A 24,405-nucleotide genomic window follows, 5' to 3' on the forward strand; every position below is an offset into this window, starting at 1 on the left:
ATATCGACCGGATGAATGTCCTGCCGGGATGTAAGGAATACTAGCTGCCGGACTGCTAGCTTATCCAGTGCAAAAACGACGCAAACCGATACAGCCAGGGATTCTGCCAGGGCGAATCCAGGCTCGTTGCGACAGAAAAAATACTGGCTGCCATGAGTCCGACGATCAGCAGGCGGCCTCGTCCCGTTTCACCGCACCGGTCGATTTTCGTGACGATTGCGTAGACCCATAGGGGGGTGAACCACAGCATCCAGCGAAAACAAACGCTAACTCCCCCGTAGTTACGGTCAATCTCGGGGCGGGCAACATAAAATGCAAAGCAAACCAGGCTGGACAGCAAGATCGCAGCTGCTAGATACCGTCGATCGCGTGGCCCGCTGGTGATTCGTTGCCAGAGTCCGGCCGGTACCAGCAGCCAAATTGGCGTCAACGAGAAGAGTCCGTAGTACCCCAGGCTTGCCTGGAACGCGTAAGCGACGCGGCTTGGCTCACCACGATCCACGCCCGCACGCTGACCCGTTCGCCAGTAGCTCCCGGGGTAGTCGTACCAATCGTCCCATTCAACGAGCTCCCAGTTCCCCTTCGGCTCATTGGTCTCCCTGCGAACCTTCCACTGTCGCTGAACGGATTGCTTTTCACCATCAAACTCAGCGATCACTTCGAAACCGCCCTCGCCGTTGCTCTGACCTGCACCCAGACGACGCATTGATATTGACTCGGCGTCGGCGATTGAGTTCAGCTGGCGAAGTTCACGCTCCAAAGATGTGTTCGTTTCGTGTTGGCCGTCCCCAGGACTGGGGCCTGACCACGAAAACTGGTCGATCACCGCACCGTCGTTGCGGTGAGCGTACGGGGTCTTCCACGTATCGTGTGCCCAGTAATTCGTGCCAAAAATACCGATGGCCACCACTGCGGCGCCTAGCGAGAATCCGACGATGCTGCGTCGTGCGAGGAGTCCGAAGAGCACCGCCCACAGGACGAACATCGAGAGTGCGGGTAGCTCACATGCGACCGCGAAGGCAGCCGATGCACCCGCGACGGCCCAGGGCAGGAATGTTGGTCGGTAGGTCAAACCCGCGAAAGAATCAAAAATTTTCTCAGTGGCACGAAGATATAGATAGAGCGTTAATGAGGTAGCCGCAGCAGCGAACAAGTGATTGTTCAGTGAGATCGCGAACGGCGTCAGCATGGTCGCGAAGCAACTGCAAATGACGGCGATGCGTTTTGCGAAATCAGCAGCGCTCGACAATTCAATGCTAAGCGTCATCGTGACAAGGAACAGGGCTAGCAGCGGCAAATTGATCAATAGCAGCAGTAGCCGTGTCATGTAAATCGGATGCTCGGTCAGCTTGAGCCCGGTGACCTTGTGCACCCCCCAATACACGCCGGCGACCATCGTTGTGAGCAGCGTTGGCTTGCTACTGTAGTAGTGCAATCGGCCATCGGATCCGATATGACGCACCTTGTCGATCGTGTTCCACAAGTAATGACCTCGCGCGGTTCGAATCGAGATCAACTCATCAATTTCAAAAGTGTGCTTCTCCACTAACGCCGCAACGCTCACCCAGCGACTGCGGTCATTGGCACTCAAAAATGCAGCATCACCCTCCGGGTTGATCACAGTGGCAATCCGGCCAGCTACCAAAGTGAGCGCTATCACGATCAGAATTCCATGCATTTCCAATCGCTGGCTTCGCGGTTTCTCGTGTTTCTGCATTAACGTGTGCCTGCGGTTGCATGGTCATCGCCAGAGGGCCCGTCGGCCGCGTCAAAGCCCGCCAGCTCTGACACGCTGTACAGAACAGATGGTCGCGAAAAACTCGCCGTCGGCGTATCGACGCCCGCAGGCAACCGCCCGCCTTGCATTGATTGCAATGAACGATCACGGGCCGCCGAAACGGACACGATCAGCTCTGCGATCAATCCCGCCAAGACACACTGTGCCCCCAGCAGTACCGCCAGAATGCAGTAGTAAAATACTGCCGTGGCATGCAGATGCAACGCCTCACCGTCACCGAGACGAGTCAGCACCCACATAATGCTCAAGTAGATCATGCCAATGGACCCGGCGGCAAAACACAGCAGTCCCGCCGATCCAATCAAGTGCAGGGGACGCCGTGCATAGCCGGTCAGTAGATAGATGCTCATCAGATCGAGAAAGCCTTTCCCCAGCCGGGACAAACCATACTTGGATTGACCGTGCACGCGGGGATGGTGCAGCACTTCGATCTCACCCACCCTCCACCCCCGCGCCGCGGCGAGGACGGGAATGAACCGGTGCCGCTCTCCATACAAATCGACTTCGCCAAGCACGTCATGCCGGTACGCTTTGAAGCCGCAGTTATGGTCGTGCAATCGAACTCCGGTCAGCCCGCTAACCATGGCGTTGAATACCCGACTGGGAAACACCTTGTGCCAGGGATCATGGCGAACGCGTTTCCAACCGCTTACGACGTCCAGGGAATTTTCATCGAGCGACTGTAGAAAGCGAGGGATTTCCTCCGGATCATCTTGCAAGTCCGCGTCCATCGTGACCACGACATTGCCGCGCGCGATCGAGAATCCTGCGCTCAGGGCAGCCGCCTTGCCAAAATTTCTTCGCAACCGAATCGCTTTCGTTCCCGCGTGTTGGGCCGCGAGAGACTGCATCCGCAGCCATGTGGAATCGGTTGAGCCGTCGTCAATAAAAATGATCTCGACACGCTGCTTGGCCCGTTTGCAGACGTCGAGCAATCGCTCGTGCAACGTGCCTAGCGATTCCTCTTCATTCATGGCGGGAATGACGATCGACAGGTCCGGAACCCACGCAGGTAGCTGGCTCGGATAGCTCTGCGATTTTGGCTCGGCCGGATGGCTTTTCATCACAACGGCATCCTGTGCCACCCATGGCTGATCGGTTTGTGTGTTCATCGACATTCTCTGGATAGATGGCAGGAGAGGACTCACTCTTTCCGGCCTGCGGACGCGTGGCACTCGGAAAGGTCCGAACGTTCAGCCCTCGTTTCGTTAACGCTCAGTCAGTACACGTACTCAACGCCGCTCGAGTGCCCTCTACTTTAGCTCCAGTGCAACTGCTCTGCATCAAAGATTGGGCCATCGACGCATGTTCGTTTATAGTCCCACTGGCCGTCCGCTTGGATTACCTTAGCCACGCAGGAAAAACAGATGCCGATTCCGCATGCCATGGGGGTCTCCATCGATACCTGAACGTCCACATCGCGAGCAGCGCCGACCTCCGCCACTTTTTGCATCATGATCTCGGGGCCACAGGTTAGCACGCGGATCTTGATACCAGGCGATTGTTGCTGCAAGTCGTCGAGCCGCTGGGCCAAAACATCCGGGACCAGGGCTCGTTGCCCCTCGGATCCGTCGTCAGTGCAGGTCGTCACGTCAAAACCGGCGCTGCGGAAATCATCGACTCCCGCCAGAAGGGAGGCTCGCCGAGCACCATAGATGATCTCCGCGTGACGTGCCCAGCCGGTGGTCAACGCATCGCGGCCTACCATCAGCATCGGTGTTTGGCCGATCCCACCCACCGCCATGATCAACCGCTCGCAAGGGTCGTTGCGGAATGCATTGCCGAGGGGCCCCCACAGGGAAACCTTGGTACCCACAGGGGCGTCGGACAACGGTCTCGTCAACGCACCTTTGCGAAGATAGATCAGATCGATGGATCCCGCATCGTTACTGCCCGGAGCCGGATGCACGTCGTAGATAGCAAACGCGCGCCCAATCAGCGGCGCATCCAAACCCGCCAGACGGATCATCACGAATTGACCGGGCTTCGCCGTTGCCGCGATTGCCGGTGCATGCACACGCAGTAAAAAAGTGTTCTCAGCAACTTGTTGATTGACCAGCAGCGAGCACTCTACGTGCTCGATCGCATCGGCGTAGTGTTTTGCATGCAGAGTAGCCATCGTGGATTATCGCTTTCCTTTGCGTTTGCCAGTTGATTTGCTCGTTTTCTCGGCTTTGCCAAAGCCACGTCCCGTGCGTTGCCTGGAGCCTTTCACGTTCGCCGAACGCTGCTTCGTCTTGCTCTTTGGTTTTTCTTGCGGCACTTCGGCAATCACCTCGTCACCGACAATGATCGTGCCAATTCGATTCTTATCGCGTTGGGGTAGCTTGGTGGGGCGTCGGGTCGATTTCACCGGCCGTCGATTCTCGGTTCGAGTGTCCGCTGCACCTCCGGTCTTCTTCGCCGAGCGTGTACTTGCCTTGCCAGCCTTCTTGCCTGCCGGTTTCAGGTCTCGAGGTTTACCGACACCCGGGCCGCGTCCGTCCGTGCCGCCACGCCCAGCGGCCTGTTCGGCGGTTGGTTTTTCTGGTGGAGCAGCAGCGGCCTGGGCCGCAATCGCGTGCAGCTTGTCAATTTCGGCGCGAGTCAAATTGCGGTATGCCCCGGCAGGCATATCGCCCAACCGTAGCGGACCGATCGCGATTCGTCGCAACGTTTGCACCTTGTGACCGAATTTTGCCAATATTCGGCGAATCTCGCGGTTCTTGCCCTCTCGCAATCGGATCTCCATATCCGTCGCCTTCTTCTTCGCTTTGATAATCTTCGCGCCATCGACGCGAACCAGCCCTTCGGCGATGTAAATCCCCTCACGCATCTTCCGCATCGTTTCAGGACGGACTTCGCCAGCCACGGTCACTCGATATATTTTCTGAACACCGAACTTCGGATGAGCCAACGACTGAGCAAGGTCGCCGTCATTCGTCAGCAGGATCAGCCCGTCGCTAGTGCGGTCGAGCCGACCCACTGGATAAACCCGTTGGGTGGGCGGTACCAGATCAACTACTCGCGGTCGGCCTTGCGGGTCCGAATTGGTGGATACGACTCCGTTGGGCTTGTGCACCGCATAATAAACGAGCTTTTGCGGCTTCAGCGGCACGCCATCGACGCGCACCTTCTGCAATGTTGGGTCTACTGTGACGCCGAGCTGAGTCACGATCTGACCATCGATGTCGACGCGTCCCTCGCGAATCAAATCTTCGCAGTGACGACGACTGCCCAACCCTGCCGAGGCGAGCAGCTGATTCAGTCGCTTGGCCGCATCGGTCGCCTGGGGACGCGGGGACGCCGACTTCGCGCGTCGGGTTGACTGCTTGCGAGGAGCGGGTTGACGAGGCATAGCAGCAAACTTCAGGGGCGAGCGAGTGACGAGCGGTGGAAGGAAGCAGCGGGGAGGACATGGCGTGCGGTTTTCTCCGCTAATCGCCAACGACGAGGTGAATGAACCGTCTACCCAGCTGGTTTTTCACATTAGTTTAGCAGCCCATACCCATTTGTCGCAGTGGGCGCGTCTTACCGATCGCAATGCTCCCGCGCCGGATGCCACCCCCGAGGCGCCCGCAATCAATCTTGCCCAAACACATGTCTTGACGACAGTTGTTGAAACGTGTATCAAGATGGGATGAGCAAGCTATCCCCAGTGGCCAAGCCCAGCCAACCTGTGGCCAAGTCCAGCCGACCAGCGGCCCCGCCTAGCCGACCAACGGCCCCGCCCAGCCGAAGCGGGGTCGCGCCCGGACGACGTGGGGGCACGTCCAGCCAACGCTTTGACTCCCTGGAGCAGGAGACGTACCTGAACCTATGGCAGACCTACGACCGCCTGAAGTTGCTCGAGGACGAGGTGTTCGGGACCGTGGGGCTATCCGCCCAGCAGTACAATACATTGCGACTTCTGCGATCTGTTCATCCCGATGCCATGCCGACGCTGACTTTGGGTGGTCGCCTCATCTCGCGAGCGCCGGACATGACTCGCTTACTTGATCGCCTCGAGAAGCGAGGTTTGCTTAGTCGGGAGCGGCGACCTGAGAATCGCCGCGTGGTTGCAGTACGCATCACATCGGCGGGGACAAATCTTCTCGAAGAGATTCACCGATCCGTACAAGAGTGCCATCAACGGCAGTTGGGGCACATGAGCAAGACACAGTTGCGGGAGTTAACCGAGCTACTCAAGCAGGCCCGTCAGCCGCATGAAAGTGCGTCCAGCCCATCTTTCGTCGATGAGTAACCGCGATCGCGTTTCGCACCATCCCAGTACCCACAGGAAACTGAACATGAACGTTGATGAATCTCCAGATGTGGTCGTCATTGGCGGCGGGCCGTCCGGCGCGACCGTTTCGACGCTGATCGCCCAGCAAGGCTATCGGGTCACGCTATTGGAGCGAGAGCATTTTCCGCGGTACCACATTGGCGAGTCGCTGATCCCAGAGACCTATTGGGTTTTAAAGCGATTGGGCATGCTCGATCGGATGAAGTCGAGTAGCTTTATCAAAAAGTACAGCGTGCAGTTCGTCAGTCCGTCGGGCAAGCATTCGGCGCCCTTTTATTTTCATGACAACAAGCCGCACGAATGTTCCCAGACCTGGCAAATTCAGCGAAGCGAATTTGACGTGATGATGCTCGACAATGCCCGAGAGCAAGGCGTCGTCGTCCACGAGGGCGCGCGTGTTCTCGACGTGATGTTTGAAGGTGATCGTGCAGTTGGCGTGCAGGTGAAAGACGAGTCCGGGAATTCACAAGAACTGCGTGCGAAAGTCGTCGTTGATGCCAGCGGACAAAGCGCTCTGCTCGGTAACAAGTTTAAATTAAAAATCTCTGACCCCGCGTTGAATAAAGGCGCCCTCTGGACCTATTTCAAAGGCGCCTATCGAGATGAAGGCAAGGATGAAGGCGCCACAATTGTCTTGAGCTTGCGAGATAAGAAGGGCTGGTTCTGGTACATACCCATGCAAGATGACATCGTCAGCGTGGGAGTCGTTGCCGATTTTGACTATCTCTTTAAGGGCCGGTCCACTCACGATGCAACTTATGCGGAAGAGATGGATAATTGCCCAGCGGTGAAAGAACGGATTGCCTCTGCCGAACAGATGTCTCCGGTGAAGGCAACGAAGGACTACACCTATCGTGCCAGTCAAGCGGCGGGCGACGGATGGGTGTTGGTGGGCGACGCCTTCGGATTCCTCGACCCGCTCTACTCCTCCGGCGTGCTACTGGCGTTGAAGTCAGGCGAACTCGCCGCCGATGCAATCATCGAAGGCCTGCAATCCGGCGACACGTCACGCGCACAGTTGGGCAAATGGGAGGCGGGTTATGTCGAAGGCATGAATCGCATGCGGAGGCTGGTCTGTGAATACTACGACGGTTTCAATTTCGGCGAGTTCATCCGCCGATTTCCACATCACCGGGGCAGCGTCACGGACCTCCTCATCGGTGATCTTTTCAAAACAGAACTCGATTCGGTCTTCGATGATATCGACACCATGAAGCCCAAATCGTCTGCGGCAAGCTAGTCGCGTCAGCCGCCGAGACGTTTGAGGTTTTTCCGCACGGCACAAACCTCGCCGTGCCCTGCGGATCTAATCGACTTCGGAATATTAACCATTGAGCCGAGTGCCGTCAGGCACCGGGCGACACCGCCAGCCCCGGCCGCTCACGCGTTTCGGCTCCCCAGATACCAGTCCTTATCGAACCCCGCCCCCGCTCGCTTCATCAGCCATCTTCTGCTGTTGCTTGCCGAGACGCCAGGCAATCACTGTCCAAAGTATCGTCACGGGGATCGCGATCAGGTTCAGCGATGTCAGGCTGACACCAAACGCTCGCAGGCCGCCAAATGCTTGCCCGGATACTGCGTCACCGCCGCGCAGGACTACGGTGTCGATAAAGTTTTTCGACTTGTACTTGTCTTCACGGCTGACGACGGTGAACAGCACTTCTCGCGTCGGCACGGTCACCCCATAGCCGATGGCGCGGGTCGCAATCATCACAATAACCAGCACACCAAGTGATTGGCTGATCGCCAGTGACGCGAAGCCACCTAGATAGACAATGGGTAAGATCGCCAAGGCGATACTGACTCCCCACCTGCGCAAAATCGCACTGGCACAAAATACCTGGATCGATAGCGTCAGAATTTGTGTCGACAGATCAATGTAGGCGAATAGCTGAGTTCGCTCCTGTTTGGATTCAAACGCAGCAGAAACAATTTCAGCTTGCTGGAAATACAGCTGAGTACCGCACGTTTGCACCAGCACCAAGAACGCGCAGATAAGTAATAAGTATGGTGACCGGCCAACATGAGTGATGCCGGCCAGTAGACCACCTGCGGTGTCGGGGCGATCGGGCGGCGCGATGCGCGCATCGTCGACGGACCGTTGGTGGTCACGCAGGCGTGTCGACTGTCTTTCTAACCGCCAGGCGCAGTACAAACCGCATTCGATCATGAGGATGGGTAGCAGCAACAACGAGCTCGTCGACAACTGCGTTGCCAATTGACTGGTAATCAACGAACCGGTGATTGCGCCGGCTGTACCACCGGCAGCGATGATCCCAAAAAGCCGCTTGCCCTGGCTGCTGGTAAATAAGTCCGCCAACACGCTCCAGAACACACTGGTAGCAAACAGGGCGAAGACGTTGACCCAGAGGAAAAACGCTCGCGCTGTCCAGACCTGCAGTGCCGCAGAGGGCGATCGCATCAGAATGAAAAAAATAAGCAACGCAGCGGCAAAAACATGATAGACCACGCGGACGAGCCACCGCCTCGGCAACCGGGATACTAAGTAGGAGTAAGCAGGCACCGCCGCCAGCATGATGGCAAATGTCGCCAACATCAGCCACTGCAGAGTCGTCGTTGACCCCACACTGCCCATCGTCTCGCGCACCGGGCGGACGATCAGATATCCGAGTAAAATGAAGAAAAACCAGGCCGTGGCCCACGCCACCGCCCATTGCTCCTCGTCCCTGATTCGCGACCACCAGCGTTCAGATGCATTGCCGTCATGTGGTGGCAATGACTCGGAGCGAACAGCTGGCATGGTTTTATTACTCGTCCCAAAGGTAGCGGATGTCAACAACACCTTCGATCATCCGGTGCCACGATACCGAAAGTCAGCCAGACATTCGACTACCTGCCCACGCTGACGAAGCCCGTGACACGCCGCTGACCGAATCGACCTGGGTGACGCAAGAGTAAGCTGAATACCATGAGGCACCGGTCAACGTCGCGGGCCAGTTCGCTCACGCGTCACGGCGCACTCAACCAACAGCCCCTTGGTCAGTTCCACTACATGCATATCGGTTGCCGCCGCAGACACGAAAGCAACAGGGCTACAAAAGCAATAATTTTGTACAACTTTGATTTTTTCTTGTGGGTGGTAGTGGCGCAGTTCCGATTGGGGGTTGACCGTTGGGAAGTGACAGTAGTCGAACTCAACTCCTGCAGGACAACTAAGTCAGTAAATTGGCGCATAAGCGTACAGTAAAGGGACACTATTTCACGCTGGCTATCGACAACTCAGTTGCTAGCGAGTATTTTGGCTGCGACCGATGTGACGAATACGCCTAACTGGTTCTTATCTTGCCGTTTTCTACGCTCCGTTCGTCTTGGCCGCTTCCCTCTAAGTGAGCGGCATGATGGGTGAGAGTTGGCCGGCGCTGTCCCGCAATACGGTATCTTGTATGTCGCACGACGGTCCACTTTTCATTCACACTCGGGAATTTGGTTATGCAGAACCTGGAAGACAGGACTCTTGTTCGCGGCGTCGCCACTAAACTTAGGGCATTCATCAGGAGTGCGGACGGAAAAAAGGGCAGGACGCCGGCTGATTTAGGCGTCCGGCGTCTTCCCTCAACTGAATCAAATGCGTCGCGACGCATTGACGATCCTGAGATCGAGTATCGCCTCGCATGCTCACGCTCCGACTTTCTCGGCGCGTTCGAGCTTCTCCAAACACGGTATCTGGAAGCGGGTCTCGCTGACTGCACCGCGGGAGCATGTCGCATTCGGATGATGCCCTATCACCGCTGGGAGCAATCCCAGGTCTTTGTCGCCGAGGCTCAAGAACGCATTGTCGGAACTGTTACCCTCGTCCGCGACGGCAGGTATGACCTGCCAATTTGCGATAATTATGAACGAGAAATATTAGCTGCCCGCGAAATTGGACGGGTTGGCGAAATCACTTCGCTGGCGGTTGACCCAGTGCATCCCAAGCCCGCAGAGGTCTTTGGGCAGTTGACCCGGATACTCACCTTCTATGCCCGATATCATGGGATGGATTTTCTTGCGGCCACGGTCCATCCTCGCCATGCAAAATTTTATCAGCATGCCATGGGCTTCCAGGTGATTGGCGACGAAGTGCAATGTCGCCAGGTATGTGGCAATCCCGGGGTGGCAGTCCTTGGCGCCGTGAACGATCGATCCAAGTATCGCCGGCGTTGGCAAGACTACTATTTCGACGGAGTATTTCCTCGCAGCGAAATGCACCCCCGCCCGATCACCGCAGACGAGCATAGCTATTGCCATTCGCTCGTCGACCAAGCGAATTTGTATGCGAAATCAACAGCTGGCATGGGTGTATAGCAACCATTGCGACGAAAGGCATTCGCTGACGCCGAGTTGCCATGACAAGCAGAAGATATTTGAATTCTCACACAGCATTTTAAGGTGGCACAATTGGCGACCGCACCAAACCGTCCTGAGGTCCCGAACGCAACGTTTCCGGTGAGGTTCTGGAACGCGTACGCCAAGGTCTATGGATCTGTCGAAAACCTTGTCCCACATCAAAGTATGCTTCGGGACGTTCTTTCGCTTATACCCGACGATGCACGTAGCATTCTTGATGTAGGGTGCGGCAGCGGGGCGCTCCTTCAGTTGATTCACCAACATAATTCGGCGTGTGAATTACACGGCATCGACTTCAGTACAGAGATGCTCTCAAAAGCCCAGCACCGCGTGCCTGGATTGAAAACCCAGGTTGCGGATTTTAATCAGAGGCTGCCATTCGCAGACAGGCAATTCGACTGCATCGTCAGTAGCAACGCCATGTACGCAGTTTCGTCGCCTCGACACTTTGTAGCGGAGTTGCGGAGACTGACGCGTAGCGAAGGTACCATTGTGGTGGCATCTCCCAAACATACAGCTAGGGGCACTCGGATATTAGCCAGCCACCTCAGCCAAGTCTCAATAGGACGTGGAGTTCTCGATATGGTCCGATTCTCTGCCTGCATCGCACCTAACATCCTGATAGAACGGATGGCCAGAAAACAGAGTTATCATTTCTTTAATGCCGACGAAATACGAGAATTCATCGGGACTGGTAAAATATTCCCCGACACCTTTGCTGGCCAAAACTGGCTTTTCACTATTTCGCCGTAGTTGGAATGGATGCAAATGAGCGTCTACTCAAAGAACCAGCCATGTCGGCAAACTACCGACATGGCTGCGATGTGACTCCTGCAGTGGGAATCTCAATGCGAGGTTAAGCGGTTAGCTTAGCTGCGTTTCCGTCGACGGAACCCGATCCCACCAGCCACTACGATACCCGCGAATGCTAGCATTGTTCCCGGTTCTGGGACAGCCGCAACACTGGCCCGTGAAATTTGGCTGATTGTTATTTGATGATTTACATTCGCTTCCAAGAATACTGTGCCCGTGATCAGGTCATCGAGGTCCTGGCTAACACTGTCATTTCCCGAAAGTGCCACGTTCAACAGGTTAGAGTCATTCAAAGAGATGCCACCACTATTAACTTGAATGGTTAAAGAAGTGCCTGCCGTAGCGATGCGGTTCGCCGGGAGCCCTAATGAGCTGACAGTTGCCTCAACGTTCGCATCAAAAATGATTCGGTAGTAACCACTTTGTGCCACAGTGAAATCAAACAGGGCGAAACCCGTAGACGAACCGATTGAGTTGCCAAGGCTAGAGTCAACAGCCTCAACTTCTGAAACAGAAGACAGGTTCAACCCTCCAGGACTAACTAGCGAACCAGTCGCATTGGTGTCGGACCTAGAGAACGCTGTTGCAAGTCCCGCGACGGGAGTCGTTGTAGCGAACGTATTCTCGCCTGGAGGTATTACGCCACCCGTTTGCAGGAATGCTTGTGCTGCATCTGGAGGCGACAATGGATCGTTAGAGGAGTCGGCAAGTTGAAGTTGGGAAAAACCTGTCAGATTGACGGTGTTGCGCAAACCCAGCGTAGTGGTCGTGATATTCACGCCTGGGAGGCCGATATCAGTGAATGTACCGCCAGCGGTATCCGAACGCTGGACCCGCATATTCGACGTGGTAATCAGAGCACTTCCATAGACACCTGCTTGTGCAGGAACCGCAAACATCGCTAGCGCAGCGACAAATAAAAACTTACGTAACATGTGAAATTTCCTAAATTGAAAAACTGTGAGTGAAAAACTTGGTCAATTGATCAAGTCCCTCAGCTACGCAGGTTTCAATTTGGATTCCAGAAAGGGGCACGTCGGTAGCGTCGAACTCCATACTCGTATCACTTCCGATAGTGGAGCCTCGGCAGGCAGCATTGACGTCCAGTCGCTCATCGCAACACTGGATGCGCCGGAGTAGCTCGACGTGAGCGTCATCTCGCAAGCAAGATCGCCCTTCTCCAAAGCGGGTAGGGCAATCGGTGAGTCATCCTCCACCGGCATGCTCATGGAATTCACCGCCTGAGGCGTCTGCTCGGCACTGACCAAAACCCCTGCGGAGGCGCAGTGCGCTCCGAGAGCAGAGAGAATCACAGCGAGGAGGAGGCGAGTGAACATGCTAGTATTTATAGACGACCATGTGAGGGGTGTCAATTGCCCCCCGTCGAAAATTTTCGAGGGAACAGTTAGTTGCGAGTGGATTTGGCGTTCGTGTGAACCTGTCTATCTTGGCGACGGTGAATGGTAGGATCGGTCGCCTAAAGAAGTCAATGGAAGAGGGCGATTTTACAGCAATTTGGCTGTTTCCCAGAGGATGTTATCGGTGCGACTAGGGACTTGGGATAAGCTTTGCCGTTGTAAACGCTGGACTTCGCCCGAAATAGCTAGTTCCGCCAGGGGCCATTGCTTGGATCGATTGTCCCGATCAACTCAGCTAAATATCTGGAAAAGAGATGTTGAGACACAGAGCGGTCGATGTCTTTGAAGGCTTCACTGTGGCGATTGGATCTACGGGATGTGCATACCAGTACTGTCCGCTCGGTGTCCCGGTCACCGCGTCCGACCCACTCCCGTGCTCAGCAGCCAAATAAGGGCTCGACATCACTACCCGTCAAGAGCCCAGAGTTTCTGCCCGCAATGCGAGTTTCTGGTGTCCGCGGTGGACACTTAGGAGCGACTGGGATGGCGGTGCTGCTGGTACCCCGAAAGGCTACCGCCGAAAACCTCACTAGATTATCAGTAATGCTGACCGCGTCGACTTGATCTATACTCCAGCGACAAATTCTCACCTTAGGGGCTACCGAATCTTCACGGTCGATCGATATCCGAATCGCCCTGCGTGATCAGCCATTGATGTGGTTCGAGCAACGTCTGGCGATCGATCGAGTTGTCGGTCGCGATGAGCAAATGCCGCGTCGATGGTCGTTTTAGAAATCCATACGATTCAAGCGCCTGTTCAATTCGATTGTTGATCACGTGCATCGTTACGGCGTCGACACCGACACCCTGACAATGCTCCACCGTTTTGTGGATGGCAGACTGCAGATCTCGAGGGTCCGTCGAAACCACCAGGTCGACAATGAAGGCGCGGCGATAGTGGTAGGGCGGCGCGGACTCAGCGATCGAGATGACTGCACAAGCAATAAGTTCATCGTCGATTAAAATTTCTAGTCGGGTGAACGACTGCCCCGGTTGATCGACATATTTCCAGTTCAAGAACGATGCGTCCCGGACGGTTGCACACCCATAGGATCCGGAAACCTTCTCCCACAACCTGTCATGACGGGCATCATAACGCGTGACTTGGCGAACCGTCGCGTGTACAGATGACGCAGGACTGAGCATTCGACGTGCCTTGCCGCGCAGGCGCATCCAAGCGGAGGCGGCAGGAATCGCGGCCGGGTGTAGTTTCCCTTTTAGAACCCGCCCTGGATTGATCGCCAGCAAATAGGTCTGCAGCGGCGCGACGCGTTTCCAGCCCAGATTTTCGAGGATCGCACGCATGTTTTCGGTTTGCCCCAACGAAAGGTTGAATGGCATATCCTCCAACGACTGAATCACCAGCCGGGTTCCGACCCCGCGGTCGCGGTGTGACTCCAGCACCATCGTTTCAATTAACCAAGCCGTGGTGGACTGTTTACCGCGGATCTCGAATCGAACGAGTTGGGCGCCGTGATGTCCGACGATTTTGTCGCCGTCTTGGAACAACCATACTTGCGGATCCACACCTAATCGTTGGGCGGATTCGAGAAACATCCATTTCCAACGCGGCATGACGAGGTCCCGAGGACGATCGGGGAATGCCTGGGTGAGGAAGTTGGATAACGCCGGTTCGACGGCCTCGCTGTAACCAATAATCTCGGCTACAACCGCTGCGGGAATGCCCTGGACGAGATGCGCGGCTAGGGCACGCAGATGGAGGAAATCGAGCACGCGAGGCGATTGGTTGAGTTGCAGCCGATCTCGAATTCGATTGGCGAACTCTACGGCCCCTAGCGAATCGAGCCCCAGATCAACAAGCGGCTGGGTTGCCGATGGGTCATGAGTCGATTTCCGTCCCAGTGTGCGTGATAGATCTTTCGTAAGAAGCGCGACCAGCCTTTCAGTCCGATCTTCGTCGGTGCCCGCCAGTTGTGAGATCCAAGTGTCGGGGCCCTCTGCGCGGTTCGATGTCCCGGCTTGTACGTTTGAATCGGTATTTGAGGTATCACCAAACCGGATCGCAGCCATCAAGGTCGTGGCAATGGCTCGGATCGTTGGATTTGCCAGTAGATGCGTCGAGCTGCCGACTCCCGTTTGCTTGCGTAGCCCGATTACGAGCTCTGCCGACGTCAACGAATCCATGCCGAGATCGAATAGCTGGCCATCGAGCGCGATCGACTGCGGATCCTTGATACGCAGCAAGCGTGCGACTTCTGTTTTCAGCAGGTCTGCTAGCCGCATGTGCCGCTCGTTTTCCGATAAACCCTGCAGCTGTTCAATCCAGGGATAACCGGAATCGGTCGATTCCTTTTTTATCTCGCCACGGGAGCTCGTTGCCTGGCACGAATCAGCCACTTGCCCTAATTCAGCAAACAACGGTTGGGGACGACGTGACTCTAGAACAGGACGAAAACGAGCCCAGTCAATATCAGCGACGACGGCTTGAGTTTCATGTTGCGCGAGTAGGTCGGCGACTTGCTGCAAGGCCACGTTTGCATCTAAACCATCGTTTCCGATTCGGGATAGTTCAGCAAGCGAGGCTCTGTCGGCCATGCCCGCACCGTGCCATGGTCCGAAGTTAATGGACAGCGCGGGCTTGCCAATGCCGCGACGGTAGTGGGCGAATGCATCGAGAAACGAGTTGGCCGCGGCGTACAAACTACGTTCCGCTGAACCCCAGACCGCAGCGATCGAGGAAATGCAAACAAAGAATTGCAGCGGTTGCTGGTCAAAAGCATTGTGCAATCGCCATGTTCCGTTGACCTTTGCCGCCAGCAGGCTTTCGACATCGGCATAGCTGGTATCCGCGATTGGCTTCCGCAAGTCGACACCAGCGGCATGCACAATTCCAATTAATGGCTGGCCGGAAGTCGCGATCCGGCAAGCATCGATCCCCGTGGATGTTGATATGTCGGCCGCAACAATCGATACCTGCACACCGCTTTGACGAAGTCGCGCGATGGCCGTTTGGGCTGCCGCTGAGGGGGTCTTCGATCGGCTGGACAGCAGTAAATGCCGGGCACCCTGCTCGGCCAGCCAATTGGCAACCTCAAGTCCGATACCGCCCAGGCCTCCCGTGATGAGCACACATCCTTGATCGAGCTGTAAGGCCGACGCGACGTCGCCATTGGGCAAGGTTGGTACGGCGTTGCGGGGACGGAGCCGAGGCACGAACCGGTGCTCGGCGCGCAAAACAATCTGGTCGTCGGCGCACGGGAATCGGATCTCATCGACCAATCGATTGATTTGCTCCTTCCACTCCAACGCATCCAGATCGACACTCCCGCCCCACCACGAGCTGTGCTCGAGGACGGCAACGCGCGCAAATCCCCATAGCGGCGAGGAACTGAGTCGGAGAGCCGATGCATCTGCGGCGTTGACGCAGATCGCATTTCGACTGGCCATCCAAACACAGCGTGGCGGGAGTTGGGTATTGCCGATGGCCGCGACGACTTGCGAGAGTTGGAATACGGAGTTGGTGCTAAGTGAATATGGACTCGGCGTCTCGTCAGAGATGTCGGTCGGTGGCGAATCTGCATAAACGATTCTTTCCAAGGTGCCGCGATGTTCTTGGATCAACGCGGACAACGCTTGCTGCGACAAGCATACGACAAGTTCTGTGCTGGCGTTGACCTCAAGGCTGTCGAGGGGGCCAGCACCGAGGGGGCCAGGAACGGAGGAAACATCTTGGTGCGGGACTGCTACGACTGCCGGTATGCAGCGTAAATCACACGTCGTGAGCGCGGCGGCAACCTCTAGGGCCGCTGCAGCATGATCCGCCAAGACCAACCACGTGCCTGTCTCTTTGTCGCTCGGTGTCAGCTTCCGCGGTAGTGCTTGCCAATCGAGCTGGTAGGTCAGACTCGTCGCATTTCGAGATGTACTCGTTTCACCTTGCGAAATTGGATCAGCGAAACACGCCGTTTGGTCACCATCGTGACGTGGTCCAGCTAGATTCCCGTTTTCGAGCTCTTCGAGCCACATTCGTTGTGGATCAAATTGGTAGCCCGGTGTTGCAACGCGGCGTCGCGAATAGGGCATATCCAAACCCGCCCAATCGACATCCAGGCCGTCGACGTACAATCGACCGAGGCTATCCAGTAAGGTCGACCAGTCGTCGGCGCCGCGCCGTGCACTCGGCATCCATCTCGCTTCAACGTCAGGCAAACACTCACGTCCCATGCCCAACATCACCGGGTGAGGTCCGAGTTCGACGTAATGGGTGACATTCTCGGCGTGGAGAGTATTCATCGCCTCGACAAATCGGACGGGGTTGCGTGCTTGGTGTAACCAATATTCCGGCTTCGACATTTCATCGGTTATGAGCTGGCCTGTCGCCGAGCTGACGATTGGCGTTCGCGGTGTCCCCAACGAGAGTCCACGCAGCACGTCTGCAAATTCATCTAGCATCGGTTCCATCAGGGCGGAATGAAATGCATGTGAAACCGACAAAGGCGTGGTTCTGACTCCGTTTGCGTTGAGTTCCTCGAGGGTTTGGTTGACCGCATCGACCGTGCCCGAGATTACGGTTTGCATAGGCCCATTCATCGCGGCAATCGAGATTCGTTCACCTTTCCCGGTGATCGCTTGCTGCGTGTGTTCGAAATCGAGACCGATCGACGCCATCGTGCCGCCAGCGGGCAAGGCCTGCATGAGCCTGCCCCGAGCGACCACCAAGTGCAACGCGTCCTGCAGCGAGCAGCCACCGGCAACACAGTACGCTGCCACCTCACCGATGCTATGTCCCAGCATGACATCGGCTTCGATGCCCCAGGACTTCCAGAGCCTCCACAGGGAATACTGGATTGCAAACAATGCAGGCTGAGTATTTCCGGTTTGATGAATGCAGTGCTCGCGATCTGCGGCATTACCCGAAAAGATGACCTCATGCAGCGGTTTGTTCAGATGCGAATCAAGACCGTTGGCGCATTCATCAAAGGCGGCACGAAACACAGGACTCTGTTGATAGAGGTTGTGCATCATGGTCGGATATTGAGCGCCTTGCCCCGTAAATAGAAACGCGATTCGAGGATTGACAATCGTATCGGCGTCCGTGAGCTGCATGCCGTCGTGAACTTGCAACCCCTCGGTGATGCGTTGGAGTTGTTCTGCCGCATCATGCTCATTTGAAATAACGATCGCCGCTCGAACGGGATGATGTTTGCGACCGACGTTCGCGCTATAGCAGACGTCAGCAATCCTCTCTCTATCGAGCGTTGTCAGAGAATCAGTCCAGGCAGGTGCTTGCCGGCGCAACGCGGCAGTGGATGTTGCGGAGAGCGTCAGAAGGTGCGCAGACCGGTCGGCGTTAGCGTCCTCGCGTGCCGGTACCGAATCAGGCTCCTCCAAAATCACATGAACGTTAGACCCACCGACGCCGAACGAGTTCACACCCGCCCGCCGCGGCAGGTCAATTTTCACTCCCGCGCGTGATGCTGAGATGGATTCCCACTGGCGAGACTGCCGCTGGATGTCGAAGGGCAGATCACCAAAGGGTATCTGCGGATTAGGGGCATCGGACGTCAAACTCGGCACCAACGTCCGGTGATGCAACTGCAGAGCGGTTTTTATCAATCCCATCAAGCCAGCCCCGGCCTCAAGATGGCCGACGTTGGGCTTGATCGATCCGATCGTACACTGGTGACGGACCTGCAGTTCGGACTGCCAAAGCTGGGGGGCGCAATAGGCCATTTCCAGACCACGGACCTCGATCGGATCGCCCAACTCCGTGCCGGTCCCATGCGTTTCGATGTAACCGATGGTGCGCGGATCGACACCTGCAGCGACAATGGCTCGCCGCGTTGCGATCGCTTGGGCAGTCGGGTTGGGCGCGGTGAATCCGACTGAACCAGCTCCTGAGCTGATGCCGGTGCCCTTGATCACCGCATAAACTCGATCGCCGCGGCGCTGGGCCTCAGCGAGTGGCCGCAACACCACGGAAACGGCACCTTCCCCCATCACGGTTCCATCGGCATCGTCACCGAAGGGCACGCATCGACCCGAAGGCGACAAAATGCCGAGCCGGCCGAGCTGGACCAGCCGGTTCGGGTCGACGATCAAATTCACGCCGCTGACCACGGCGGTCGAGCAATCGCCATCGGCGAGCGACCGGCACGCGTAGTGCAGCGCCGTCGCGGAGGAGGAACACGCCGTATCGATTGATAGACTCGGCCCGTTGCATCCCAGAACCTGCGAAAGGCGGTTGGCCAAACTGAATCCTTCCCAACAGCGATAGAGGCTCCCCGTCTGGGTCGCGACGGCATTGGCAAACCGACCGTAGCTGGAATACATCACGCCGACGAAGACACCCGTTGCCACATCAAATTGATCGCCCAGGCCGCCTGCATCTTCCAACGCATGCCAAGCGTTCTCCAGCACGATTCGCAACTGCGGATCCATATATTCAGCTTCACGTGGCGACACGCCGAAGAATTCCGCGTCAAAATTAGCGGCACCTGCCACCAATCCCGCAAAATGATCTCTTTCATCCTGTAGCATGCCCACGGACGAATCACGCTGGACCGGTACGCGTACGACCGCACTGCGTCCCTCGGTCAGCATCGACCAGAGCTCCGTGGCGGTATCCGCACCAGCACACCGAACTCCGATCCCAACAATGGCGATGTCGCCGATCTCCGCAGCACTTGGGCGAGGTTCATTGATCGCGGGCCTGCCCGCGAGCTGGCGTGTGGCCTGACCGGACGCGACCTCGGTAATCGCGGCGATGATTTCGGAAACGCTGCGGTGCTCAAATAACAGCGTTTTGGGTAGCCAAGGGTACTGTTTACTCAACGCGACCGTGATCTCCACAATCCGCAGCGAATCACAGCCGAGGGCCTCCAGTCGGTCGATGTGAGCGATCTCGCCAGTGGACCGCCGGAGAGCCTTGGCGAACGTGGTGGTGACCTGCTCGACAATCTCGTCGAGATTTGCGGGGGTGGCCTCAGCGGTGGTGAGCTCGCCACCGCAGGCGATCTCCAACTGTGCGTAGGTCGAAAGCGATTGGGCGATGCGTTCAATTTGACGCTCTCGATCCCGGGTCGAAAGTGTCGGCGATTGATTGGCGGTGGGTGACGCGTCCGGTTTGGGATCGGCCGTGGGGGTGTCTGCCTGTGCGGCTTGAAAGTGGAAACTGGAAAGCTCCTCCGCATCCGTGCCGCATTCCCAAACACCCCCGGCGTCCTCGGGCGGTTGCGCGTCGGCGACGAGCCCCAGAAAGGATCGAGCGGGTGTGTTTCGATCGGTTGGAACATGCCGCCAGTTCACCAACGAGAGACCCCGGTCGCAGGCAATTTTGCCGAGGTTGGCTGCCATGTGGTGCTCGACGCCCCGCCCCAGCACACGGCAACTCAACAGGAACGTGTCAACGAGCAGAGCATCATCCTGCGCGGCCCCGATCAAGAACCCGACCAACCCATAGTCGCCAAACCGATCGCGCACCCGCACCGTTTGACAGACAACGTTCGGGTCGGCCATCAACGCCTTCAATTCGGCTTCACTGCGCCGCAGGGTGGTGAAGTTGAATTGATTGGTGCGCAGGGTGAGTTGCGAGGCGCGCGCCAGGTCCGCATCCGATAGCGTTTGAATATCGATGTTCAGATCGAGCGAATCGATGAACTCTTGGAAATTCCCCGCACTCTGCAACGAGTCCTGGCGAGAGAACTCCTCGCGGTATAACTGCGTCCGCCGTTTGTCTTCCGCGGTCGCGTCTCGGGCCTCCAGCTCCCAAAAATGATCCAGTAGCTTGGTGGCCGATGCGGCGTCCGTCGGCCACTGGATCGTCAGCACACTCGGACACCCGCTGCGCACCTCGGCGCACTCCACCGGGTTATCGTCGAGGAAGATAAAACTATCCAAACCGAGATTCAAACGCTCAGCTAAGGCTTGAATGTTCTGACTCTTCGGCAACCAATTCACGGCGGCAGCCACAATTTGATCGCGTGGGATTCCAAAATCGGAACGTTGGTCAAACACCGACCACACATCATGCTCTTCGTTCTTGCTGCATAAACACAACAGCATGCCACTCTCTGCCAATTGCAGGAGTCGCCGATGCAATTGGTGATGCACTTCGTCAAATCGAACTCCCTCCGCGCCGACTTCGCCCACGACGCCGCCCCACAACGTATTATCGCAATCCAGCACGATGACTTTCTTGGTCGGTGCGTTCTGGCGATGGACGAAGCGAGCGATCAGTGCCGAGAGGAAGAAGTAGTAAGCATCCTGATAGGGAATGTGCGCGATCTCGTCGCGCAACTCGTCGAAAATATTTTGCGTGCCATCGATCTCAAAGAGGGCGTGACAATCACGCGTCTCGATCAAGGTCAGCCCCGGTATCTCACTCAGCGAATCTCGCAGCTGATGTTCGATTTCGTGCAGCAGCGACTCGAGCAGGTAGCCGCTAACGGTCCCTGGGCAGATCAGCAGCAACGTTGGACCGGCGGCGAAGGAGCGGTGTGTCTTGATGGCGTCGATGTACTCCTGGGCAGCCGCACGTAACCGGCGTTCCACGTCCCCAGCGTCCGCGTCATCCAAATTCCACTCGCGCAACCAATCGCTGACGCGGATCAGGATCACGGCCCCGTCGGAGCTGCGCGACATGAGACTAGCTGGATCGAGGCACTGTTGGAGCACCTGCGCATAGGGCGCGAACTCGATACCGAGGTGCAGATCCAATTCGGCCGACCAACGCTGCAAGCCATTGCCAATGGGATCGAGCGTGAACGTCGAGCAGAGCACGACGCGTCGGTCCGGTTCCGCTGTGACCTGCCGGATCGCCGGTTCGGTGAAGGGAAACGAATCGAGCACCTCCACAGGCGTGCGATCATCGGGACTCGCCACGGTGTTGATAATGCGGGCCGCGGCGACCGCTGTGGGGATCGCCCCCATCGCACTGGTCGGCGTATCGTTCCAACTGGTGCGCAGTTTCGGGGGCCGAGCGATCAGGAAATGTACCTTCGGATGCTCCCGAGCGGCCGTCTTGACGAGCCCTTCCACGGCCATCTTCACGCCGATGTAGTCAGCGAATCCCGCCGGACACTCATCCACAAACGAGGAAGAAATCGCCACAACCGCTCCTGAGACTTCGGCAATGCAGGACAAGAAACTCGCCAGCGGAATCTTCGACAGGGCGAGATTTTCGGCGATGTAAGAAAACGAGTCTGCTTCGGTACTACCTGCGACACCACCGAAGCGAGGTGCTGCGCAGGCGTTCAAAAACAGCAGATCAAGGCGACCGTCTGCGGCGAGAATCTCAGACTTGGTGCGCTCGCACCACTGGGCGTCGCCGACGTCGCCGGCGACGATCACGGCCGCGCCACCGGCAGCATCGATCTGCTCGACGAGTGCCCTCGTCGATTCATTGGGATGCCTGCAGGCGAGATAGACCTTGCACTTTGCCGCCCCCAGAGCCGCGGCCAATTCGGCCCCTAAACCACGGCTGGCGCCACACACCAACGCCACTTTGCTCGCCAGTTCACGCGCCGGCAGTGTCAACTCACCGACATATCCGGCGGGGTCCGGCTCCGCCTGCGGAAACCGGACGTAACTCTGGACCCGAGCCGTGGCAATCAACTCGCCGCTGGCCGAAGCGATCTCCAACTCCGTTTCGAGCAAACGGAAATGCGGTTCGTAGTCCCGGAACGTCAATCGATACGCCACTTCATCGCCACAATCCGCAGCCGCCGCCGCAAAATCAATGCTCAGACGCGTGAACAGCGAGGACAGCCCAGGGGCTTTCATGCCGACGATGAAACTGCATAGCCCGAGTACTTTTTCCTGGGTTGTTGTCAGCGACGATTCGGCCGCGGCGTGGTGGCCAAATCGATGTCGACCGTAATGACACGCACCCGCCTCGAAATCGTAGGGCTGCCAGGCCACGGGAGCGTCGTCCCCAGAACTTGGATCGCCCGCTTGCATCGCCTCCTCCATCCAGGCAACCACTGCAGCAGTCGACGGTACCGTGAGTCCATTCCTATACGTGGCCGTCACCGTCATTCGCGTCGCTTGCCCGTCGCTGACCGTCACGACCGTCGACGTCTCGTTTTCCGACGAGCTCTCGACCGGGTAGTTCCGATCTGGTCGGACCTCGCCGCGAAACTCGATATCAAGCCCCTCGATTTCGCGACCGCGAGCGAGTTCCGAAGGAAGGGAGCGGAGCGCCTCGATCGTCGTCAGCGCGCCGTGAGCGATCGTGCCCCCGAACGATGACTTCTTGGCCGCATCAGGATTAACGTGTATCGGATTGCGATCGCCTGACCACTGGGCAAATCGGTTGACATCATCTTGGGTGATGTGCATCGTATTCATGGCTTGTCGATATCGGCTCGAAACGAAATGGATTGGTCTGACAGCGTGATAATCATACGCCCCGCAGCAAAAGTAGCTACCGTCGCTAGACGGTGGAATCCATCCGCTCGCAAATCGAGGGACTCAGCCACCTTGTCCGTCTTGAAGGATTAGCTGCGTTTTTCTTCGCGAATTCGGAGAACGGCGAACCCCGAACTCACGGCGTGGGAATTTTTTCTCGGTGCTGCTGAACGTATGCCGCTGCATTGCGGGTATCGATCACGAGCGGTGCGCGCTTAGCAGTCGCGTCATAATCAAAATCAGTGTGGTCGGTGGCGATCAAGACCGCATCCTGCGGCGAGAAAAACATCGCCCTCAGCTCTTGGCAGGCCATCGAAGTGCCGCATCGCCAATTGTTTCTGCATGTGAGGGGCGCTGTCGTTCAGCAGGTTCCCCTATTTAAGCAGTGATTCCATCAGTTCGAACGACAGACTCTCGTGCCGATGATCGACGTCCTTCTTGTACGGCACACCTGGTATGCAGGCTTTCATGTCGCGGATCGGCTCGCTGGCGTCCTCGAGAAATCACTCTCGCCCTCAACCCTGACTTCTTTAGGTTCGGTTTCATCGCATCCCGCGTCGCCGTCGGAAAGGACCTACTCTTGAGCACGATTAACTGTCCGGCGCGCAGGTGCCGCGAAATCTGCCTGCATGCACTGATCACATAGGTAAGTTCGGGATCGCGGGCATCGTCGAGTGGCGTCGACACGTAGATCGACAGCGCATCCGACTTCGCCAAACGAGAAATGTCCGCCCTCGCATCACACCGCCTCTGGTCGATCCAATCCGCCAGTTTACGGTCGCCGATGTGCTAGTCGTAGCTCTACTTAGCCTGCAACGAGTCAACCTAGCTGTGGTCGACGTCAAACCCAATGCAGGAAAACCCTTGGTCACGAAGGCATCTGTCAGCGGCAAGCCCACATTCCCCAAACCAAGCATCCGACCCGCGAAGCTGCTTCGCCGATAGATTGGCAGATCCCTTCGGTGGTGATCATCGACATGCAAATTCCAAGTTTCAGGGTGAAGAGTTTATCGGCGATGAGGTGCGAGGAAGCACTTTAACACGCAACTCCGTGGGACGCCGAATCGCTTTAGGAATCTCAATTACCCAATACAAACGGCGGATCACATCATCCCGCCGAACTAACTTAAAGTTTATGGACGGGAATCGGTGGTATTGCAAGTTCTGGCTGTAAAGGGTAGTATTGCCCCACTATGTGTGCGTCTAGGGGTCCTGAGTGCGTTTTATGGTTGATCAATGAACGGATGGGAGTTTCCATCTTAGATTGGCCTGCCGTGCGCGTGGCCGAATGCCTCTGGCTGCTCGGCGCTTTGCTATGATTTTCGCGAGGCCTAGTCCCGCTCCACATTCAATATTCCGGCCTGCACTACGCCCGCTCATCTCCTCCTGGCATC

Annotated in this window: 15 protein-coding genes; 5 read left to right on the plus strand and 10 right to left on the minus strand. The window is 56.9% G+C overall.

The genetic code is table 11. The features are described from left to right. Nucleotides 1-55 precede the first annotated feature (55 nt). The 4 genes from Poly21_RS10030 to Poly21_RS10045 all read right to left on the minus strand — a co-directional run bounded on the left by Poly21_RS10030 (nucleotide 56) and on the right by Poly21_RS10045 (nucleotide 5,135). The gene (locus Poly21_RS10030) at nucleotides 56-1,717 is read right to left on the minus strand and encodes a hypothetical protein (protein ID WP_146406670.1); all 1,662 of its coding nucleotides are present in this window, start codon (nucleotides 1,715-1,717) and stop codon (nucleotides 56-58) included. After that, the gene (locus Poly21_RS10035) at nucleotides 1,717-2,772 is read right to left on the minus strand and encodes a glycosyltransferase family 2 protein (protein WP_436967494.1); all 1,056 of its coding nucleotides are present in this window, start codon (nucleotides 2,770-2,772) and stop codon (nucleotides 1,717-1,719) included. Before Poly21_RS10035 ends, Poly21_RS10030 begins: the two co-directional genes overlap by 1 nt. Before the next feature lie 284 nt (nucleotides 2,773-3,056). After that, a complete protein-coding gene (locus tag Poly21_RS10040; protein ID WP_146406672.1) occupies nucleotides 3,057-3,917 on the minus strand; it encodes a dihydroorotate dehydrogenase electron transfer subunit in 861 nt (286 codons plus the stop codon). A 6-nt stretch (nucleotides 3,918-3,923) separates the two neighbouring features. Next, nucleotides 3,924-5,135, minus strand: a complete 1,212-nt coding sequence (locus Poly21_RS10045; RefSeq protein WP_146406673.1) for a pseudouridine synthase — start codon at nucleotides 5,133-5,135, stop codon at nucleotides 3,924-3,926. Nucleotides 5,136-5,417: 282 nt separating this feature from the next. On the opposite strand from Poly21_RS10045, the gene Poly21_RS10050 reads away from it, so the two are divergent. After that, nucleotides 5,418-6,020, plus strand: a complete 603-nt coding sequence (locus Poly21_RS10050; RefSeq protein WP_146406674.1) for a MarR family winged helix-turn-helix transcriptional regulator — start codon at nucleotides 5,418-5,420, stop codon at nucleotides 6,018-6,020. A 46-nt stretch (nucleotides 6,021-6,066) separates the two neighbouring features. Beyond that, entirely contained in the window at nucleotides 6,067-7,302 is a 1,236-nt protein-coding gene (locus Poly21_RS10055) for an NAD(P)/FAD-dependent oxidoreductase (protein ID WP_146406675.1), read from the plus strand. 171 nt (nucleotides 7,303-7,473) lie between these two features. Here the strand turns inward: Poly21_RS10055 and Poly21_RS10060 are convergent, their stop codons facing one another. Then, the gene (locus tag Poly21_RS10060) at nucleotides 7,474-8,823 is read right to left on the minus strand and encodes an NTP/NDP exchange transporter (protein WP_146406676.1); all 1,350 of its coding nucleotides are present in this window, start codon (nucleotides 8,821-8,823) and stop codon (nucleotides 7,474-7,476) included. A 29-nt stretch (nucleotides 8,824-8,852) separates the two neighbouring features. On the opposite strand from Poly21_RS10060, the gene Poly21_RS27345 reads away from it, so the two are divergent. The 3 genes from Poly21_RS27345 to Poly21_RS28275 all read left to right on the plus strand — a co-directional run bounded on the left by Poly21_RS27345 (nucleotide 8,853) and on the right by Poly21_RS28275 (nucleotide 11,162). Continuing rightward, nucleotides 8,853-8,981, plus strand: a complete 129-nt coding sequence (locus Poly21_RS27345; RefSeq protein ID WP_302118366.1) for a hypothetical protein — start codon at nucleotides 8,853-8,855, stop codon at nucleotides 8,979-8,981. Between the two features lie 531 nt (nucleotides 8,982-9,512). Then, nucleotides 9,513-10,367, plus strand: a complete 855-nt coding sequence (locus Poly21_RS10065; protein WP_302118367.1) for an N-acyl amino acid synthase FeeM domain-containing protein — start codon at nucleotides 9,513-9,515, stop codon at nucleotides 10,365-10,367. Between the two features lie 207 nt (nucleotides 10,368-10,574). Next, nucleotides 10,575-11,162 carry a class I SAM-dependent methyltransferase gene (locus Poly21_RS28275; RefSeq protein WP_146406678.1) on the plus strand — a complete coding sequence of 196 codons (588 nt, stop codon included), beginning with the start codon at nucleotides 10,575-10,577 and terminating at the stop codon, nucleotides 11,160-11,162. A gap of 116 nt (nucleotides 11,163-11,278) precedes the next feature. On the opposite strand, the gene Poly21_RS10075 is transcribed toward Poly21_RS28275, so the two are convergent. From Poly21_RS10075 to Poly21_RS28280, 5 genes are all read right to left on the minus strand, one after another. Continuing rightward, a complete protein-coding gene (locus Poly21_RS10075; protein WP_146406679.1) occupies nucleotides 11,279-12,157 on the minus strand; it encodes a PEP-CTERM sorting domain-containing protein in 879 nt (292 codons plus the stop codon). A gap of 63 nt (nucleotides 12,158-12,220) precedes the next feature. Next, nucleotides 12,221-12,559 (minus strand): hypothetical protein, encoded by a 339-nt coding sequence (locus Poly21_RS10080; RefSeq protein ID WP_146406680.1) that lies wholly within the window; start codon nucleotides 12,557-12,559, stop codon nucleotides 12,221-12,223. A gap of 690 nt (nucleotides 12,560-13,249) precedes the next feature. After that, entirely contained in the window at nucleotides 13,250-22,951 is a 9,702-nt protein-coding gene (locus Poly21_RS10085) for a type I polyketide synthase (RefSeq protein WP_146406681.1), read from the minus strand. Nucleotides 22,952-23,147: 196 nt separating this feature from the next. Next, nucleotides 23,148-23,300, minus strand: a complete 153-nt coding sequence (locus Poly21_RS27350; RefSeq protein WP_302118371.1) for a hypothetical protein — start codon at nucleotides 23,298-23,300, stop codon at nucleotides 23,148-23,150. Between the two features lie 89 nt (nucleotides 23,301-23,389). After that, entirely contained in the window at nucleotides 23,390-23,728 is a 339-nt protein-coding gene (locus Poly21_RS28280) for a Rossmann-fold NAD(P)-binding domain-containing protein (RefSeq protein ID WP_367302537.1), read from the minus strand. Nucleotides 23,729-24,405: the final 677 nt, after the last annotated feature.

Source organism: Allorhodopirellula heiligendammensis, from assembly GCF_007860105.1.
Lineage (GTDB): Bacteria > Planctomycetota > Planctomycetia > Pirellulales > Pirellulaceae > Rhodopirellula > Rhodopirellula heiligendammensis.